The following is a 17,732-nucleotide window of genomic DNA, read 5'->3' as shown; positions in this document are numbered from 1 at the left end:
TCCGGCCGCGCGGCCAGCGCGCGCAGGCGTGCCTCGACCTGCGCACGCGCCGGATCGGCGAGCAGGTCCTGGAAGACCTTGGCGGGCAACGCGGGGGCGCGCAGCAGGAAGAAGCCAGCGGGCTCGTAGCGTGACTCGGCCATGGTCACCGCACCAGGAAGGCGTGCAGCCAGGACGGGCGGCGCGGGCTGAGCGCGGCCAGCAGGGTCAGCGCCACCCCCGGCGAGCCGCTGAGCACCCCGGGGCCGTCCACCAGGTTGTCGGGTTCCTCCCGGTCGCGGAAGACCAGCGGCAGCGCCGGATCGGCGAGCCGGAGCAGCTCGTCGAGCAGTTCCGGGGTGCGTTCACGGGCCAGCGGGCTGCCCGCGGCGGCGAACTCCATGCTGATCGCCAGCAGCCCAGCCAGGCCGTGGCAGAAGGTCGGCGACGGGACGCCGACGGCCGCGCTGCGGCGCAGCACCGCATCGAATGCCTCGATCGCGGCGGTGCGCAGGCCGCCGTCGCCGAGCGCGTCACCGGCCGCGAGCAGCGAAACCGCCACCCCGGCCGAGCCGTAGCACCAGGCGAGTTGGTCCCGCGGCGCGCTGGGCCGGATCTCCGCGCCGGTGACCTCGGCCGGGATCTCGGTGGGCCACACCGGCCCGTGCTCGTCGGCGCGGCGCACCTCCAGCAGCCAGTCCGTCATCCGCCGCAGCGCCTCCTGCTGGCCAGGCCGCCGCAGCCCGCGCTGCCAGGCCACGGCCAGTGCCGCGACCGCCCCCGGGATGCCGTGGGCCATGCCGAGGTTGAGGTAGCCGCCGGGGTAGTCCCTGCTGTGCTCGCCCAGCGGCGCGCAGAGCTCGGGCGCGATCAGCCAGCGCCGGGTCAGCGTCAGGTCGCGGGGCGGTTCGCCCAGCCAGATCAGGTAGTCCAGCAGTTCGTGCGCTGCGGTGCGCAGCGCCTGCTCCGGTTCGGGCACCGAGCACAGGTAGGCCAGCACGCCGGCCGCGCCGCTGATCATGTCGTAGTCGGAGTCGCTGACCCCGCGTTCCACCCGGGGCGGGGCCAGCTCGGCGAGCTGGGCGGTGAGCTGGTCGTGCAGGCGGCCCAGGCTCGGCCGGAACCGGGGCTCGAACTCGGCGCAGCCCGCCACGCACAGCGCGAGGCCGCTGGTGCCGGAGAAGACGCTAGGCCCCTCCAGCGGCTGCACCTGGGTGCCGGCGAATGCCTCGCGGAGGAAGGCGAACCCGGTCTCCAGCGACCGGTCGCGCTCCGCCTCGCCCGGTGCGGCCGCCGCGGCGTGCACGTGCAGCAGCGCGAGGCCGGCGTGTCCGTGGCTGAAGCTGGGATAGCACCATTCCATCGGGTGTTTCGTCTGCTCGGTGAACCGCAGCACCTGCGCCACGACGGCGGCCGGATCGGCCATCCGACTGGCCACCTCCCACGCTATTTCCCTGGCTTTGTCCGCAAGCGCCCCCGGCACCTCGCCGTGCCAGGCGGCAATGGTTTCTCCGGCCACCGCGACCCGGTCCGGAACAGGACCTCTCTCCGATTCCACGCGCACAACAACCCCTGTTCGTCAGTGTTCCGCGCGCCCGGCGTGCGGGCGTGGTGCGGTAGCTTGGGCGGCGGGTGCTGCCCTGTGGCCGACACAGGGCAGCACCCCCTTTCCTAGTTGGCCGGACCGCTGTCCGGTCAGCCCTGGCGGCAGGCCGAGGTGCAGGGCACCATCGTGCACCGGCAGGTCTGCTTGGAGCACACCGGCGTCCTGGTGCAGATCGTCCTGGTGAGCACGCTGGTGACCGTCAACGGCTGGGCCTGGCCGTGGCCGGCCGGCGTGGTCACCTTGGCATCCAGGTCAAAGGCATCCATGAAAAGCACCTTTCCGTGAATTCGCCGCGCGATGTTTATCGCGCCGCCTTCGCACACTAAGCGGGCATTCGTACACGAGACTTTCACGGATTCCGGTCACAGTTTCATGGCATGTTGCTGCCAGCTGCCGCCGAGGGCGCGGGAAATCGCGCTACGGTGCCGCCGGGGCGGGATCACAACGGGGGTTGCGGTGCCATCAGGAAATGAATGGCTGCATTTCGGGGTACTCGGCGCGCTGACCGCGCATTGCGGCGTGGTGCCGCTGGAGCTGGGCTGGGCCCGCCAGCAGGCGGTGCTGGCCGTGCTGCTGACCAGGCTGAACCAGCCGGTGCCGGTGGACGCGCTGGTCGAGGCGGTGTGGGCGGACTCCCCGCCGCAGCGGGCGCACAACACGGTGCAGACCAACATCAGCCGGTTGCGCCGGGCGCTGCGGCCTGCCGGGACCGCCGGGGAGCGGGACGCGACGGTGGCCCGCACCAGCGCCGGCTACCTGCTGCGCGCCCGCCCCGACCAGCTGGACGCCCTGGTCTTCCAGCAGGAGGTCGCCGCCGCCCAGCGGCACCAGCACGCGGGCCGGGTGGGCGAGGCGGTCAGCGCGGTGGAGTCCGCGCTGCGGCGCTGGCGCGGCGAACCGTTCAGCGGCCTGGACAGCCCGTACCTGCTCGCCCAGCGCAGGCGGTGGCAGGAGTCCCGGTTGCTGGCGCAGGAGCTGTGGGCCGGGCTGCTGCTCGACCGCGGTGACCACCAGGCGGCGCTGCCCGAGCTGACCGCGCTGGTGACCGGCAACCCGCTGCGCGAGCGGTCCAGGGAGCTGCTGATGCTGGCGCTGTGCCGGGCGGGGCGGGCAGGCGAGGCACTCGGGGTGTTCCGGGACGGGTGCGCCGCGCTGACCGGCCGGCTGGGCATCGATCCCGGGCCGCGGCTGCGGGAGCTCTACCACCGCGTGCTGGCCGGAGACCCGGAGCTGACCGCGGTGCCGAGGAGCCCGGCCGCGCTCGCCCTCGCCACCCGGGCTCCGGCGCAGCTGCCCCCTGACCTGCCCGCCTGCACCGGCCGGGACAGCGAGCTGGACCTGCTCACCAGTGACACCTCCGGCTCCCGGCTGGTGACCGGCATGCCCGGCATCGGCAAGACCGCCCTGGTCGTGCACGCCGCGCACCGGCTCGCCCCTCGGTTCCCGGACGGTCAGATCTTCCTGCGCCTCAACGCCTTCGCCGCCGGGCAGCCGCCACTGTCCCCGCACACCGCGCTGGCCGCGCTACTGCGCGCGGTCGGCGTCCCGCCGGGCGCCGTCCCCGGCAGCGTGCGGGCCCGCGCCGCGCTGTGGCAGGAACGGGTGCGGGAGAAGAAGGTGCTGCTCGTCCTGGACGACGCGGGCGGGCACGAGCAGGTCCGGCCGCTGCTGCCCGGCCCGGGTAACAGCCTCGCGCTGGTCACCAGCCGCCGGCGGCTCAGCTCGCTGGAGGGCGCACGCGGCCTGGCGCTCGGCACGCTGCCGCCCGCGGCGTCCGCCCAGCTGTTCCGGCGGCTGATCAGGCCCGGCGCGGAACCGGCCAACCGCGCCGAGCTGGTGGCGCTGTGCGGCGGACTGCCGCTGGCGATCACCCTCGCCGCCCGCTCACACCTCCGTCCACAGTGCACTGCACAGCAGCTGGCGGACTCGCTCGCCCCCGCCTTCCAGCTGTCCTACCGCGGGTTGCGGCCCGCGCAGCAGAAGCTCTTCCGCTGCCTCGGCACGGCGGCTGAGCTCGACCTGCCCGCCGTGGCCGCGCTGGCCGGGCTGGCGACCGGCGCGGCCCGGCACGGGCTGGCCTGCCTGCACGAGGAGCACCTGCTCACCGAGCCCGCACCCGGCCGCTACGCCCTGCACCGCCTGCTACGGGAGTACGCGCTGGCGCTGGCCGAGCAGGAGGCGCGGACCCCCGCGGCCGGACGGCTGTGGGCCTGCCGCTGACCGGCGACCCGGTCAGCGTGCGCCGGAGCGCCGTTTGGTCCACACGTCGTAGGCGACCGCCGCCAGCAGCACCAGGCCCTTGACCAGCATCACCCGCTCGCTGGGCGCGCCGATCAGGGACATGCCGTTGTTGATCACCGCCATGATCAGGCCGCCGGTGACCGCGCCGACCACCTTGCCCACCCCGCCCTGCACCGCCGCGCCGCCGATGAAGGCGGCCGCGATCGCGTCCAGCTCAAAGGAGGCGCCCGCGGTGGGACCGGCCTGGTTGAGCCTGCCCGCGAAGACCACCCCGGCCAGCGCGGCCAGCACGCCCATGTTCACGAACACCCAGAAGGTGACCGCGCGGACGTTCACCCCGGACAGGGTGGCCGCCTGCAGGTTGCCGCCGATGGCGTAGATCCGCCGCCCGAACACCGAACGCCCGGCCAGCACCGAGTAGCCCCACACCAGCGCGGCCAGCAGCACCAGCACCCAGGGCAGGTTGCGGAAGCGGGCCAGCTGCACCACCACGGCCAGCACCAGCAGCCCGGCCGCGGCGATCTTGGCCACGAACACCGGCATCGGGTCGATCTCCTGCCCGTAGCCCGCGCGCCCGCGCCGGGCCCGCCACTGGGTCAGCGCGATGCCGGCCACCACGGCCAGGCCGATCAGCAGGCTCAGCAGGTCCGCGCCGCCGAGCGGGCCGAGGCCGATGTTGCCGAGGTAACCGTCCAGGAAACCGTTGGACAGCGTGCGGATCGGCTCCGGGAACGGGCCGATGCCCTGGTTGCCCAGCACGCTCAGGGTGAGCGCGCGGAAGACCAGCATGCCACCCAGGGTGACGATGAAGGCCGGGATGCCGAAGTAGGCGATCCAGTAGCCGTGCCAGGCCCCGATCACCCCGCCTGCCACCAGCGTGACCAGCACCGCCAGCGGCCACGGCAGGCCCAGCTGCACGGTCAGCACCGCGCACAGCGCCCCGGTCAGCGCGACCACCGAGCCCGCGGACAGGTCGATGTGCCCGGCGATGATCACCAGGATCATGCCGACGGCGAGGATGAGCACGTAGGAGTTCTGCACGATGATGTTGGAGATGTTCTGCGGCTCCAGCAGGGTGCCGCCGGTCAGCGCGGTGAACAGCACCACGATCAGCGCGAAGGCCACGTAGATGCCGCTCTGCCTGGGGTTGATCCGGAACCGGCGGCGTGGCGGGAGTTCTGCCTTGGTGCTCAACGGTTCCGCTCCTGTCCCTGGGTCATGTGCCGCATGAGGCGTTCCTGGGTGGCTTCCGCCCTGCCCACCTCACCGGTGATCCGGCCTTCGGCCAGCGCGTACACCCGGTCGCACAGGCCGAGCAGCTCCGGCAGCTCCGAGGAGATGACCAGCACGCCGGCGCCGCGTTCGGCGAGCTGGTTGACGATGCCGTAGATCTCGTACTTCGCGCCGACGTCGATGCCGCGGGTGGGCTCGTCCAGGATCAGCACGTCCGGCTCGGTGAACATCCACTTGGCCAGCACCACCTTCTGCTGGTTGCCACCGCTGAGCGCGCCCGCCGGGGTGAGCACGCCGGGCGCCCGGATGCCCAGCTCCCGCAGGTATCCCTTGGCCACGCCGAACTCCTCGCCCTCCCGCACCCAGCCGCGCCGGGACAGCCTGCCCAGCCCGGCGGCGGAGATGTTGCGCCGGATGTCCTCGATCAGGTTGAGGCCGTAGCGTTTGCGGTCCTCGCTGACGTAGGCGATGCCGTGCCGGATGGCCGCGCGCACCGAGCGCGGCGCGATCTCCTTGCCGTCCTTGAAGATCCGGCCGGAGAAACCGGTGCCCCAGGACCGGCCGAACACGCTCATGGCCAGCTCGGTGCGGCCGGCGCCCATCAGCCCGGCCAGCCCGACGATCTCCCCGCGCCGCACCGACAGCGAGACGTCCTGGAGCACGGCCCGCTCCGGCCGGGCCGGGTCGTGCACGGTCCAGTCCTCGATCCGCAGCACCTCCGCGCCGATCCGCGGGGTGCGCGGCGGGAACCGGTGGGTCAGGTCGCGGCCGACCATGCCCGCGATGATCCGGTCCTCACTCACCTCCTCGGCGTGCACGTCCATGCTCTGCACGGTGCGGCCGTCGCGGATGATGGTGATCGAGTCGGCCACCGCGGTGATCTCGTTGAGCTTGTGCGAGATGATCACCGAGGTGACGCCCTGTCCGCGCAGCTCGCGCAGCAGGTCCAGCAGGTGCGCGGAGTCCTCGTCGTTGAGCGCCGCGGTGGGCTCGTCCAGGATGAGCAGCCGCACGTCCTTGGCCAGCGCCTTGGCGATCTCCACCAGCTGCTGCTTGCCGATGCCGATCTCGCGCACCGGGGTCACCGGGTTCTCCCGCAGGCCCACCCGCGCCAGCAGCGCGGCCGCGTCGTGGTTGACCCGGTTCCAGTCGATCCAGCCGCGGGTGGCGATCTCGTTGCCCAGGAACAGGTTCTCCGCGATGGACAGCTCAGGGCAGAGCGCCAGCTCCTGGTGCACGATGACGATGCCGCGCGCCTCGCTCTCGGCGATCCCGGCGAAGGCGCAGGGCGCGCCGTCGAAGTCGATCTCGCCGGTGTAGGAGCCGTGCGGGTACACCCCGGAGAGCACCTTCATCAGCGTGGACTTGCCCGCGCCGTTCTCCCCGCAGATCGCGTGGATCTCCCCGCGCCGCACCGACAGCGTGACGCCGTCCAGCGCGGTGACCGGGCCGAAGGTCTTGCTGATGCCCCGCATCCGCAGGATGTGCTCGGTCATCGTTACTTCAGCTGGCCCTCGGTGTAGTAGCCGGACTCCACCAGCACCTTGCGGTAGTTCTCCTTGTCCACCGCGACCGGCTGGAGCAGGAAGGAGGGCACCACCTTGACGCCGTTGTGGTAGTCCTTCTCGTTGTTCACCTCGGGCTTGCGGCCCTGCAGCACCGCGCCGGCCATGTTCGCGGCCACCTTGGCCAGCTCCCTGGTGTCCTTCTGCACGGTGGAGTACTGCTCCCCCGCAATGATCGACTTCACCGAGGCCACCTCGGCGTCCTGCCCGGTGACCACCGGGTAGGGCCGGTCCGCCTTGCCGTAGCCGTTGCTCTTCAGCGCGGACAGGATGCCGATGGACAACCCGTCGTACGGGGAGAGCACACCGTCCACTCTGGACCCGGCATAGGTCTTGGTGAGGATGTCCTCCATCCGGCGCTGCGCGGTGGCCGGATCCCAGCGCAGGATCGCCACCGTGCCGAAGTCGCGCTGGCCGCTGCGCACCACCACGGTGCCCGCGTCGATCAGCGGCTGGAGCACGGACATGGCGCCGTTGAAGAAGAACGTGGCGTTGTTGTCATCCGGCGAGCCGCCGAACAGCTCCACCGAGTACGGTCCCGCGCCCCGCGCCTTCAGCCCGGCCAGCAGCGAGTTGGCCTGTTCCACGCCGACCCGGAAGTTGTCGAAGGTGGCGTAGTAGTCCACCGCGGGGCTGTTGCGGATCAGCCGGTCGTAGGCGATGACCGGGATCTTCGCCGCCGCGGCCTGTTGCAGCTGCGAGCTGAGCGCGGTGCCGTCGATGGAGGCCACGATCAACGCCTTGGCGCCCTTGGTGATCTGGTTCTCCAGCTGGTTGGCCTGGGTCGGGATGTCGTTCTCCGCGTACTGCAGGTCCACCCGGAAACCCTGCTGCTCCAGGGCTTTGCGGATGTTGTCGCCGTCGTGGATCCAGCGCTCGGAGGACTTGGTCGGCATGGTCACGCCGACCAGCGCGCCCTCGCCGGAGGCGCCCTGCTGGTCGACGGTCTTGACCGAGGAGCCGCAGGCGGTGAGCGTGGCCAGCAACGCGACCAGGGCCGCGGATCGTGGAAACCTCATTGTTTCTCCCTGATTCTCAGCGCAGGCCCTGCGCGAGCCGGTGGTAGGCCTGGTTCCAGCGCAGCCGGTCGGTGAACTCATCGGTGGTGGTGCGCTCGTCGATGAGCGCCAGCTCGACGTCGAGGATCCGCGCCAGGTCGCGCAGCGGCTCGGCGCCGACGGCCTGGGTGAGCACGGTGTGGTGCGGCCCGCCCGCGGTGAGCCAGCACTCCGCGGAGGTCGACAGCGAGGGCGCCGGCCGCCACACCGCGCGCGCCACCGGCAGGTTCGGCAGCGGCTCGTCCGGCGGCACCACCTGGATCTCGTTGGCGGTCAACCGGAACCGGTCGCCGAGGTCGGCCAGGCCGATGACCACCCCGGGGCCGGGTTCGGCGTCGAAGACCAGCCGCACCGGGTCCTCCCGGCCGCCGATGCCCAGCGGGTGGATCTCACAGGAGGGCTGGTGCGCGGCGATGCTCGGGCACACCTCCAGCATGTGCGCGCCCAGGATCTTCGGCTCACCCGGCCCGAAGTGGTAGGTGTAGTCCTCCATGAACGAGGTGCCGCGCCCGGTGCCCTCGCCCATCGCCTTCACCGCGGCCAGCAGCGCCGAGGTCTTCCAGTCGCCCTCGCCGCCGAAGCCGTAGCCGTCGGCCATCAGCCGCTGCACGGCCAGGCCCGGCAGCTGGCGCAGCCCGCCGAGGTCCTCGAAGTTGGTGGTGAACGCGCCGAAGCCGCCCTCCACCAGGAACCGGCGCAGCCCGCACTCGATCCGGGCGGCGTAGCGCAGTGACCCGTGCCGCGCCCCGTCCCGCCCCAGTTCCGGCGCCAGCCGGTAGGTCTCGGCGTACTCGGCGACCAGCAGGTCGACCTCCGCCTCGGTCGCCTCGGCCACCAGCTCGACCAGGTCGTTGACGCCGTAGGTGTTCACCGAGACGCCGAGCTTCAGCTCCGCCTCGACCTTGTCGCCCTCGGTCACCGCGACATCGCGCATGTTGTCGCCGAAACGCGCCAGCCGCAGGTTGCGCAGGTGCTGCGCCCCGGTCGCGGCGCGGGCCCAGCCGTCGATCCGCTCGATCACGTGCGGCTCGCGCACGTGGCCTGCCACGGTCTTGCGGGCCAGCCCGATCCTGGTCTGGGCGAAGCCGAACTCGCGGTCACCGTGCGCGGCCTGGTTGAGGTTCATGAAGTCCATGTCGATGCTCGCCCATGGCAGCGCCTCGTTGAGCTGGGTGTGCAGGTGCAGCAACGGTTTCCGCAGCAGGTCCAGGCCGGAGATCCACATCTTGGCCGGGGAGAAGGTGTGCATCCAGGCGATCACCCCGACACAGGACGGATCGCCGTTGGCCTCGTGCAGCACCGCCCGGATCGCCCCGGCGTCGGTGAGCACCGGACGCCAGATGACCTCCACCGAGAGCTTGCCGGACTCGGTGAGCATCCGCTGGATCCACTGGGACTGCGCGGCGACCTGCGCCAGCGTCTCCGGCCCGTAGAGGTGCTGGCTGCCCGTGAGGAACCAGACCTGGGGCTTGGCCGCGACCGGCATGTTCACTCCTCGCGGGCTCACTGCCCGTATACGTTCTGGTAGCGCTCGTACAGGCTGTCGATGTCCTGCTGGGCAAGGGATTGCGGCGCGCCGAGCTGCCTGGCGAAGTGCACGGTGCGGGCCACGTCCTCCAGCAGCACCGCGGCCTTGACCGCCGCGCGGGCGTCCGCGCCCACGGTGAACGGGCCGTGGTGGCGCATGAGCACCGCGGGAGAACGGCTGGCGCGCAAGGTGTCCACGATGCCGCGCCCGATCGAGTCGTCGCCGATGAGCGCGAACGGCCCGACCGGGATCTCGCCGCCGAACTCATCGGCGATCATGGTGAGCACGCACGGGATCGGCTCCCCGCGCGCGGCCCATGCGGTGGCGTACGGCGAGTGGGTGTGCACCACCCCGCCGATCTCGGGCAGGTGCCGGTAGACGTAGGCGTGCGCGGCGGTGTCCGAGGACGGGGCCAGCTCGCCCTCCACCAGGTTGCCGCGCAGGTCGGTGACGACCATGGCGTCCGGGGTCAGCTCGTCGTAGGAGACCCCGGACGGTTTGATCACCATCAGGTCGTGGCCGGGCACCCGCGCGGAGATGTTGCCCGCGGTCCAGCTGACCAGCTCGTAGCGGGTCAGCTCACGGTGCAGCTCGGCGACGGTGCGGCGCAGTTCGGCGGTGACCGACATCTAGCCCTTCCTCTCCAGCGCGGCGCGGCGGTGGGCGCGCAACCGGTGCATGACCTCGTTGGCGCCGCGGCCGAAGTAGTCGTGCAGGTCCCGGTACTCGCGGTACAACTGTTGGTAGACCTCGACATTGGCCGGATCCGGCTGGTAGACGCCCCGGCGCACCGACCCCATGGCCGCCGCGGCCGCCCTGATGTCCGGGTACGCGCCGGCGGCCACCGCGGCGTGCAGCGCCGAGCCGAGCGCCGGTCCCTGGGCCGAACCGCTGACCGACAGCGGCAGGCCGGTCACATCGGCGTAGATCCGCATCAGCAGCTCGTTGCGCAGCAGCCCGCCCGCGATGACCAGCTCGGTGACCGGCACCCCCGCCTCGGCGAAGGTGTCGATGATGGTCTTGGTGCCGAAGGCGGTGGCCTCCAGCAGCGCCCGGTAGAGGTCCTCGGGCCGGGTGGCCAGGGTCTGGCCGACCACCACGCCGGAGAGCTCGTGGTCGACCAGCACGGACCGGTTGCCGCTGTGCCAGTCCAGCGCGATCAGCCCGTGCTCGCCGACGGCCTGCGCCGCGGCCAGTTCGGTCAGCAGCTCGTGCACGGAGATGCCGCGTTCGCGGGCCCGCTCGTGGTACTCCGGCGGCACCTGGGTGCGGGTGAACCAGGCGAAGATGTCGCCCACCCCGCTCTGCCCGGCCTCATAGCCCCACAGGCCCGGCACGATCCCGCCGTCGACCACCCCGCACATGCCGGGCACGGAGCGCAGCACCGCCCCGTTCATCACGTGACAGGTGGAGGTCCCCATGATCGCCACCATCTGCCCGGGCTCAACGGCCTGCGCCGCGGGCGCGGTGACGTGCGCGTCCACGTTGCCAACGGAGACCGCGATCCCCGCCCGCAACCCGGTCCACGCCGCAGCCTGTTCGCTGAGCCCACCAGCCCGTTCACCGAGCGCGGAGAGCGGATGCGCCAGCTTGTCCTCGACGAACCCGGCGAAGGCGGGGTTCAGCGCCGTCAGGAACTCCCGGTCCGGATAGGCCCCGTCCTGGTGAATCCCCTTGTACCCGGCGGTGCACGCGTTGCGCGTGTAGCTCCCGGTGAGCTGCCAGACGATCCAGTCCGCGGCCTCCACCCAGTGCGCCGTGGCCGCGTAGACCGAGGGAGCCTCCTCCAGCAGCTGGAGCCCCTTGGCGAACTCCCACTCCGAGGAGATCAGCCCGCCGTAGCGCGGCAGCCAGCTCTCCCCGCGCTGCCGGGCCAGCTCGTTGATCCGGTCGGCCTGCGGCTGGGCCGCGTGGTGCCGCCACAGCTTCACGTAGGCGTGCGGCTCTTCGGCGAACTCCGGCAGCTCGCACAGCGGCGTGCCGTCGGCGGTGACCGGAACCATGGTGCACGCGGTGAAGTCGGTGCCGATGCCGATGACCTGATCACTGTCCACACCGGACACCCGCACCGCCTCGGGCACCGCGGTCCGCAACACCTCGACGTAGTCGGCGGGCACCTGCAACGCCCAGTCCGGCGGCAGCGCCCGCCCGGTGCGCGGCAGCACGTCATCCAGCACACCGTGCGGGTACTCGTGCACCGCGGAACCCAGCTCGGCCCCGTCCCGCACCCGCACCACCACAGCCCGCCCGGACAACGTGCCGAAGTCAACGCCCACGACACACGCGCCGGGATCGGTTGGCAGCTCAGTCACACGGCGATTGTTATCGCTAACATTTGAGCCGTCAAGCCTGGGAGTACGGGCTTTGCGAGCTTGTGGTGAACGTGCGCATGGCAGCACAAAACCGCCGGACCCGACACGGCGGCCAGCCAGCCATCCGGCCGCGTGAAGCGGGCAGGCGGGCTCGCGGGCGGACCCGGCCGCGTGAAGCGGGCAGGCACGCAGGCAGGCTCGCAGGCGGCGAGCTCACGAGGCCAGGCCGGGCCGGGCGGCGGTCAGGCGGCAGCCACGGCGGTCCCGCCACCAGCGCGGCGGCGACCGGCCGCGGACCTGGCGATCACCTCACCCGCGCCCGCCAGACCCCGCGACTCAAGCCGGCGGCGGCGCGACGCTCTCCCGCACCACCAGATCAGGCGCGATCGTCCGGCACGGCTCCGCCGTCTCCCCTTCGCTGACCTGGGCCAGCAACAGCCCCAGCGTCTCCCGCGCCACCGCCGCGAAATCCGGCCGCACCGTGGTCAGCGGCGGGATGAAGTACGCCGCCTCCGGCACGTCGTCGAAGCCGACCACGCTGACCTCCCACGGCACCCGCCGGCCCCGCTCGCTCATCGCGCGCAGCACGCCCAGGGCCAGGTGGTCGTTGGCCGCGAACACCGCCGTCACCTCCGGCATCCTGGCCAGCATCTGCCCGGCCTGGTACCCGGCCGCGGCGCTCCAGTCCGCGGGCAGCACCGGCGGCACCTCCGCGCCCGCCAGGTCCAGCGCCCGTTGCCAGCCGCGCACCCGGCCCGCGGCATCGAACCAGTCCGCGGGGCCGGAGACGTGCCAGACCGTCTTGTGGCCCACGTCGAGCAGGTGCTTGGTCGCGGCGAAGGCGCCCGCGGCCTGGTCCACGGTGACCAGCGGGGTGGGGCGGTCCGGGTCGCCGTCCACGGTGACCAGGGGGACCCCGGCCGGGATGTCGGCGAGGGCGTCGCTGGCCGAGGCGGTGGGCGCGATGACCACGATGCCGGCCACCCGCTGGTCGCGGTGCCGTTCCACCGCCGCGGCGATGGAGTCCCGGTCCAGCACCCTGACCCGGCCGACGCTGACCGCGAACCCGGCCTCGCCCGCCGCCTCCTCGAAGGCGGACAGCAGCGAGGCCGGGCCGTAGAGCGTCGAGTTCTGCGTGACCACGCCGATGAGCTGCGACTTCCCGGTGACCAGCGCACGCGCCGCCCGGTTGGGCCGGTAGCCCAGCTCCTTGATCGCGGCGCGCACCCGCAGCCTGGTCTGCTCGCGCACGTTGGGGTGGTCGTTGAGCACCCGCGACACCGTCTGGTGCGAGACCCCGGCGAGCCGGGCGACATCGGTCATCGCGGGGTCACGGGTGGCCCTGCTGTCCACAGACGATCTCCGATCCTCGACCTTCGACACCCGATGTTAGCGATAACACCCATCGGATGCCGGGCTGACACACCCCATTGTCCACTAGCCGAGCGGGCTCGCACCGCCGTCGGGCACGCCGAAGTCCGGGCTGCCGTCGGCCTTCCAGCGCAGCCGCTTCACCCTGGTGTGCCGGTTGGGGTCGAACAGCGGGTCGCCGGTGATGTCCCGGTAGTCCCTGGCGTGGTAGACCAGCACGTCCGCGCCGCCGACCGTGGTGAACGAGTTGTGCCCTGGCCCGTACTGGCTGGTGCCCGCGTTGCTGCTGAACACCGGGCCTGGCGACTTCACCCAGGAGCGCGGGTCGAGCAGGTTGGCGCTCGCGTTGGCGGTGAGCAGGCCCATGCTGTAGCGGGCGTCGGTGGCGCTGGCGGAGAAGGTCACGAACACCCGGCCGTTGCGGATGAGCACCGCGGGGCCTTCGTTGACCTTGAAGCCCTGGGTCTCCCAGGACTCCGTCGGCACCGCGATGCGCACCGGCGTGCCGCGCAGCGCCAGCGGCGAGGCCATCTCGGCGATGTAGAGGTTGCTGTTGGTGGCGATGCCGGGTTCGCTCTGCGCCCACAGGAAGTACCGCTTGCCGCGGTGGGCGAAGGTGGTCGCGTCCAGGGTGAAGGTGTCCCAGGCGGTCTGCACCTGGCCGCGCAGCACCCAGCCGGCCGCGCGCGGGTCGGCGGCGGCGGACTCCAGGACGTAGGTGCGGATGCGGAACGGCTCGTCGGAGTCACCCGCGGCGAAGTAGACGTACCACTTCCCGCCGATCCGGTGCAGTTCCGGCGCCCAGATGTGCCCGCCCATCCGGCCCGAGGCCGGCCGCCGCCAGATCACCGTCTCCGCCGCCGCGCCCAGACCCTCCACTGTGGACGCGCCGCGGATGATGATCCGGTCGTACTCGGGCACCGAGCCGGTGAAGTAGTACCGGCCGCCGGCCGGTGGGGTGATGAACGGGTCGGCCCGCTGGCGGATCAGCGGCTGGCCTGCCGGTGCGGCGGCGGCCAGCGGGAGGGCGCTCGCGGCGGCGAGCACAGCGCCGGCCCGCAGCAGGGAACGTCGGTCGAAGGCGGTCACGGGCGGCTCCGATCCTTGATGCGCAGGAAGGTGATCGAGTGCGGCGGGAAGGTGTGGGTGAAGGAGCTCGACACCCGCACCGGTGAGGTGCGCGGCCGGATCGGCTGCCCGGCCTGAGTGTTGAGGTCCTCGGGGCGGCCTTGCAGGGTGGTGGCCTGCGCGATGGGCTGGACCTGGGTGTCGCGCCCCAGGTCCAGCCGCACCCGCGCCGCGTCCTCCTGGGCGTTGACCACCTTGACGATCAGTTCCCCGGTGGCGAGGTCCCTGGTGACCACCTGGCGGAAGGGCTCCGCCTTGCGGTCGTCGGTGAACTCGCCCCACCGCTGACCGTCCAGGAACAGCGTGACGCGCCTGCCGCGGACCTCCACCCTCAGGTCGTAGGTCCGGCCGGTCTCGATCCTGGTGTCCTTCTCCAGCAACGTGCTCTTGCCGCCGGACTCGGTCTTCTCCACCGCGGAGCGGGTGTTGTCCCAGCCGCCGAGGTTCCACCAGTAGAGGTTGCCGGTGTCCTTGACGCCGAAGGCGACCAGGAAACCTTCCTTGCCGGACTGCTTGGTGGCCTTGAGGTTCAGCGTGTAGTCCCGCCAGGCCGGATCGCCCGCGGTCACCAGGGTGTTCTCCGCGGCGGCGTCGGACTGGACGTAGGCGCCGTTGGTCACCGCCCAGCTGCCGCGGCCCGCGGCCTTGCTCCAGCGGGCGTCGGTGCCGGAGAAGTCCTCGGTGAACAGGGTCCGGCCGTCGGCGGCGGTCACCCGCACGTCGTCGTAACTGGCCGCGGTGGCCCAGGTGGACAGGCCGATCGCGCCGGTGATCGGCTCCATTGCAGACGGTGTGGCGGAGGCGGTGCTGGGCACCACGTGGTCGCCCACGTTGGTCATGAACAGCTTCTGCGTCTCGTAGCTGGTCGAGCCCCAGGAGGCGTGGTTGTTGAACCAGATCAGGTCCGGCCGCCACTGCACCGCGTCCTCGTTGGCCAGCAACGGCGCGTAGGAGGCGAGCTTGACCACGTCGGCGTTGCGCTCCAGGCCGGTCATGAACGCGGCCTCGGCCAGGGAGTTGCGCCACCGGTTGTCCTGCGAGGCGTACTCACCGAGGAAGACCTTGGGACCCTTGCGGTCGTAGCTGTCGTAGCGCTGGTTGTTCTCCAGGAACCAGCTGGGGCTGTTGTAGTAGTGCTCGTCCACCATCGCCACCCCGGCCTGGCGGTTGAGCTGCCAGAGCCGGTCGAAGGTGGCGCCGGTGTCATCAGGGCCGGAGTTGCCGACCACGGTGACCTCCGGGTGCTTGGCCGCGATGGCCTTGCGGAACTCGGTGAAGTGGGCGAAGTAGTCCTCCGGCAGGTTCTCCTCGTTGCCCACCGCGAGGTGGGTGAGCCGGAACGGCACCGGGTGGCCCATCTCGGCGCGCTTGCCGCCCCAGGTGGAGGTGGCCGGCCCGTTGGCGAACTCGATCAGGTCCAGGGTGTCCTGGATGTGCCGCCGCAGCAGCTCAGGGTCCTTGGTGGCCTGGTTCTGGCCGCAGCCGGTGACCAGCGCGGGCACCACCGGCAGCGGCATCGCGCCGATGTCCTCGGCGAACTGGAAGTACTCGAAGTAGCCGAGCCCGTAGGACTGGTTGTAGCCCCAGAAGTTCCAGTTGGTGGCCCGCTGCTCGACCGGGCCGATGGTGTCCTTCCACTGGTAGGACCGGCGGCGCTCGTAGTCCGGGGCCGCATAGCCGTAGTGGCTGCCGGTGTTGACCAGGCAGCCGCCGGGGAAGCGGACGAAGCCCGGTTTCAGCGCGGCGATCTTCTCGGCCAGGTCGCGGCGCAGGCCGTGGTTCTTGTAGGTGTCCCTTGGCAGCAGCGACACCATGTCCAGCCGCAGCGTGCCCGCTCCCCCGCCGCTGACCCGCAGCCGGGCCGTGGTGCTGGTGGCGCGGGCGCGGAAGCTGCCGGTGTGCTTGACCCAGCCGTCGCCGCGGACCTGGATCCGCAGCGGGGCGGCCAGGTCCTTGCCCGCCGGGTCGGTCAGCGCGACCGACAGCGGGGTGCCGGCGGCGGCGTCGGTGCGCGCCCAGACCGAGAAGTCGTAGGACTGGCCCTCCCGCACCGAGATCCCGGTGTTGTAACCGGAGTTCACCACCCCACCGGGCAGGCGGAGCTTGAGGTAGCGGCGGTTGCGCTCGTTCAGCCGCCCGGCGTCGTCGGCCACCTCGGCCACGCCACCGGTGGGCGACCAGGAGGTCAGGCCGGTGTAGGCGGCGTTGTCGGCGCGGTCGTACTCGAAGGAGCGGTTCTGCACCAGTTCGGCGTACAGGCCGCCGTCGGCGGCGCGGTTGATGTCCTCGAAGAAGACGCCGTACATGGAGTCGTCGATGGCGGGGCCCTTGCCCGCCGGGTCGACGGTCAGGGTGTAGTCGGTGTCGGCGGCCGCGCCCGCACCGGGCAGGGCCACCAGCAGACTCGCCGCGAGCGCGGCGCAGAGCAACAAGCGAGACACGCGATCTCCTGCGGGGTCAGGGGAAAGCCGCGCGGACGCGGTCGAGCTCGGCCTTGGTGATCGGCAGCACGGTGCCGTGGCGGGGGCTGCGCGGCAGCGCGTGCGCGGCGGAGGGGGTCCAGCGGCCGGAGGCGAGATCCGTTGTCTCGAACGGGATGTAGCCGCGCCCGCCGAACTCGTCGATGAACAGGTACCACTTGCGTTCGGTGTTGGACTTGAACACCGTCGGGCCCTCGCCCTGGCTGATCGCGCCCTTGCCGATGCAGTCGGCGAGGAAGTCGTACTTGGTGGAGCGCAGGTTCGCCGACTTCTCCGCCAGGATGAACTTGCTGCACGGGGTGCTGGAGGAGTTGTTCCGCTCGTCCTTGGTGAAGCGGTAGTAGGTGTTGCCGTCCTTGATCACCGTGGAGTCGATGACCGAGTAGCCGGGGTCCACCCACACCTTGGGCTGGCTGAAGGTGCGGAAGTCGCGGGTGGTGGCGTAGAGCATCCGGTTGTGCGTGTTGCCGGTGTGCTGCGGGTCGTTGGCGGCGTAGATCTTGGACGCCCAGAACACCACGTACGCGCCGATGGAGGTGTCGTAGTAGGCCTCGGGGGCCCAGGTGTTGCCCGCGGTGTCCGGCGAGACGCGCACGTGCCGCTGCGCGGACCAGCGCACCAGGTCGGTGGACTCCCAGACCTCGATGTGCTTGCTGCCGTGGCGCTGCGCGGCGTCCCAGTCGCCGTTGCCGTGGATCCGGAGGTCGGTGGCGATCAGGTAGAACTTGTCGCCCTCCGGCGAGCGGATGATGAACGGGTCCCGCACGCCCTTGTCGCCCTTGCCGGAGGTCAGCACCGGCTTGCCGCGGTTGAGCTCGTCCCAGCGCAGCGCGTCGTTGCCGCGGCTGGCCGCCAGGTAGACCTGCTCGCCGGTGGCGGTGCCCTCGCCGGTGAAGTAGCCGAACAGGTAGCCCTCGTAGGCCGCCTTGGCCGGCAGCGGGCGGGCGGTGACCTCGAAGCGGCGCTTCACCTGGCGCCCGCCGAGGCGGACGGTGGCGGTGAGGGTGGCGGTGAGGGTGGCGGTGACCGGGGCCGCGCCGTGCGGCGGGCGGGTCAGCTCGCCGGTCTCGGTGATCACGTTGCGGCGGTTGGAGTGCCAGGACACGGTGGCGCCGGCGGACTCAGTGGGCAGGGTGATGTTGCCGCGCAGGTCGTGGGCGTCCCAGACGGTCAGCGCGTCGGCACCTTCAGCCTGGTGCTGCACAGCCACCTGCCCTGGCTGAGCCACCAC

13 protein-coding genes are annotated in these 17,732 nt (G+C 71.8%); 1 reads left to right on the top strand and 12 read right to left on the bottom strand.

All coding sequences use genetic code 11. The annotated features are described in order from the left end of the window. Window positions 1-145: 145 nt before the first annotated feature. Together ACWDY5_RS40560 and ACWDY5_RS40555 are read right to left on the bottom strand one after the other, a co-directional pair. A complete protein-coding gene (locus tag ACWDY5_RS40560) occupies window positions 146-1,405 on the bottom strand; it encodes a lanthionine synthetase C family protein (RefSeq protein ID WP_449727442.1) in 1,260 nt (419 codons plus the stop codon). A 269-nt stretch (window positions 1,406-1,674) separates the two neighbouring features. Further along, window positions 1,675-1,851: an FDLD family class I lanthipeptide gene (locus ACWDY5_RS40555; RefSeq protein WP_449727441.1), complete on the bottom strand. Its 177-nt coding sequence runs from the start codon at window positions 1,849-1,851 to the stop codon at window positions 1,675-1,677. A gap of 190 nt (window positions 1,852-2,041) precedes the next feature. Here ACWDY5_RS40555 and ACWDY5_RS40550 point away from each other — a divergent pair, with 190 nt between their 5' ends. Next, window positions 2,042-3,805, top strand: a complete 1,764-nt coding sequence (locus ACWDY5_RS40550; RefSeq protein WP_449727440.1) for a BTAD domain-containing putative transcriptional regulator — start codon at window positions 2,042-2,044, stop codon at window positions 3,803-3,805. 12 nt (window positions 3,806-3,817) lie between these two features. On the opposite strand, the gene mmsB is transcribed toward ACWDY5_RS40550, so the two are convergent. The 10 genes from mmsB to ACWDY5_RS40500 all read right to left on the bottom strand — a co-directional run. Then, a complete protein-coding gene (mmsB, locus tag ACWDY5_RS40545; RefSeq protein WP_449727439.1) occupies window positions 3,818-5,020 on the bottom strand; it encodes a multiple monosaccharide ABC transporter permease in 1,203 nt (400 codons plus the stop codon). Continuing rightward, window positions 5,017-6,555 (bottom strand): multiple monosaccharide ABC transporter ATP-binding protein, encoded by a 1,539-nt coding sequence (gene mmsA, locus ACWDY5_RS40540; protein WP_449727438.1) that lies wholly within the window; start codon window positions 6,553-6,555, stop codon window positions 5,017-5,019. The genes mmsB and mmsA overlap by 4 nt, the downstream gene beginning before the upstream one ends. 2 nt (window positions 6,556-6,557) lie before the next feature. Continuing rightward, entirely contained in the window at window positions 6,558-7,643 is a 1,086-nt protein-coding gene (gene chvE, locus ACWDY5_RS40535) for a multiple monosaccharide ABC transporter substrate-binding protein (protein ID WP_449727437.1), read from the bottom strand. Between the two features lie 16 nt (window positions 7,644-7,659). Then, window positions 7,660-9,168, bottom strand: coding sequence for an L-arabinose isomerase (araA, locus tag ACWDY5_RS40530; RefSeq protein WP_449727436.1), 1,509 nt, complete (start codon window positions 9,166-9,168; stop codon window positions 7,660-7,662). 17 nt (window positions 9,169-9,185) lie between these two features. Next, a complete protein-coding gene (locus tag ACWDY5_RS40525) occupies window positions 9,186-9,839 on the bottom strand; it encodes an L-ribulose-5-phosphate 4-epimerase (protein ID WP_449727435.1) in 654 nt (217 codons plus the stop codon). Next, window positions 9,840-11,522 carry a ribulokinase gene (araB, locus tag ACWDY5_RS40520; protein ID WP_449727434.1) on the bottom strand — a complete coding sequence of 561 codons (1,683 nt, stop codon included), beginning with the start codon at window positions 11,520-11,522 and terminating at the stop codon, window positions 9,840-9,842. It lies immediately after the preceding gene. Between the two features lie 336 nt (window positions 11,523-11,858). Then, on the bottom strand, window positions 11,859-12,845 hold the full coding sequence (locus ACWDY5_RS40515) for a LacI family DNA-binding transcriptional regulator (protein WP_449727443.1): 987 nt from the start codon (window positions 12,843-12,845) through the stop codon (window positions 11,859-11,861). A 114-nt stretch (window positions 12,846-12,959) separates the two neighbouring features. Beyond that, a complete protein-coding gene (locus ACWDY5_RS40510) occupies window positions 12,960-13,982 on the bottom strand; it encodes a glycoside hydrolase family 43 protein (RefSeq protein WP_449727433.1) in 1,023 nt (340 codons plus the stop codon). Beyond that, the gene (locus ACWDY5_RS40505; protein ID WP_449727432.1) at window positions 13,979-16,462 is read right to left on the bottom strand and encodes an alpha-L-arabinofuranosidase C-terminal domain-containing protein; all 2,484 of its coding nucleotides are present in this window, start codon (window positions 16,460-16,462) and stop codon (window positions 13,979-13,981) included. Before ACWDY5_RS40505 ends, ACWDY5_RS40510 begins: the two co-directional genes overlap by 4 nt. Window positions 16,463-16,478: 16 nt before the next feature. Beyond that, window positions 16,479-17,732, bottom strand: a 1,254-nt coding sequence (locus ACWDY5_RS40500; protein WP_449727431.1) for an immunoglobulin-like domain-containing protein, incomplete at its 5' end; no start/stop codon positions are given.

The sequence above is a fragment of the Crossiella sp. NPDC003009 genome, from assembly GCF_053591555.1.
This window is presented reverse-complemented; position numbering and strand designations above follow the sequence as displayed.

Bases quoted from the DNA above. Each gene is read 5' to 3' on its own strand.
- ACWDY5_RS40515 (WP_449727443.1), bottom strand. From the start codon at position 12,845: ATGACCGATGTCGCCCGGCTCGCCGGGGTCTCGCACCAGACGGTGTCG.
- ACWDY5_RS40525 (WP_449727435.1), bottom strand. From the start codon at position 9,839: ATGTCGGTCACCGCCGAACTGCGCCGCACCGTCGCCGAGCTGCACCGT.
- mmsA (WP_449727438.1), bottom strand. From the start codon at position 6,555: ATGACCGAGCACATCCTGCGGATGCGGGGCATCAGCAAGACCTTCGGC.
- ACWDY5_RS40560 (WP_449727442.1), bottom strand. From the start codon at position 1,405: ATGGCCGATCCGGCCGCCGTCGTGGCGCAGGTGCTGCGGTTCACCGAG.
- araA (WP_449727436.1), bottom strand. From the start codon at position 9,168: ATGCCGGTCGCGGCCAAGCCCCAGGTCTGGTTCCTCACGGGCAGCCAG.
- ACWDY5_RS40555 (WP_449727441.1), bottom strand. From the start codon at position 1,851: ATGGATGCCTTTGACCTGGATGCCAAGGTGACCACGCCGGCCGGCCAC.
- chvE (WP_449727437.1), bottom strand. From the start codon at position 7,643: ATGAGGTTTCCACGATCCGCGGCCCTGGTCGCGTTGCTGGCCACGCTC.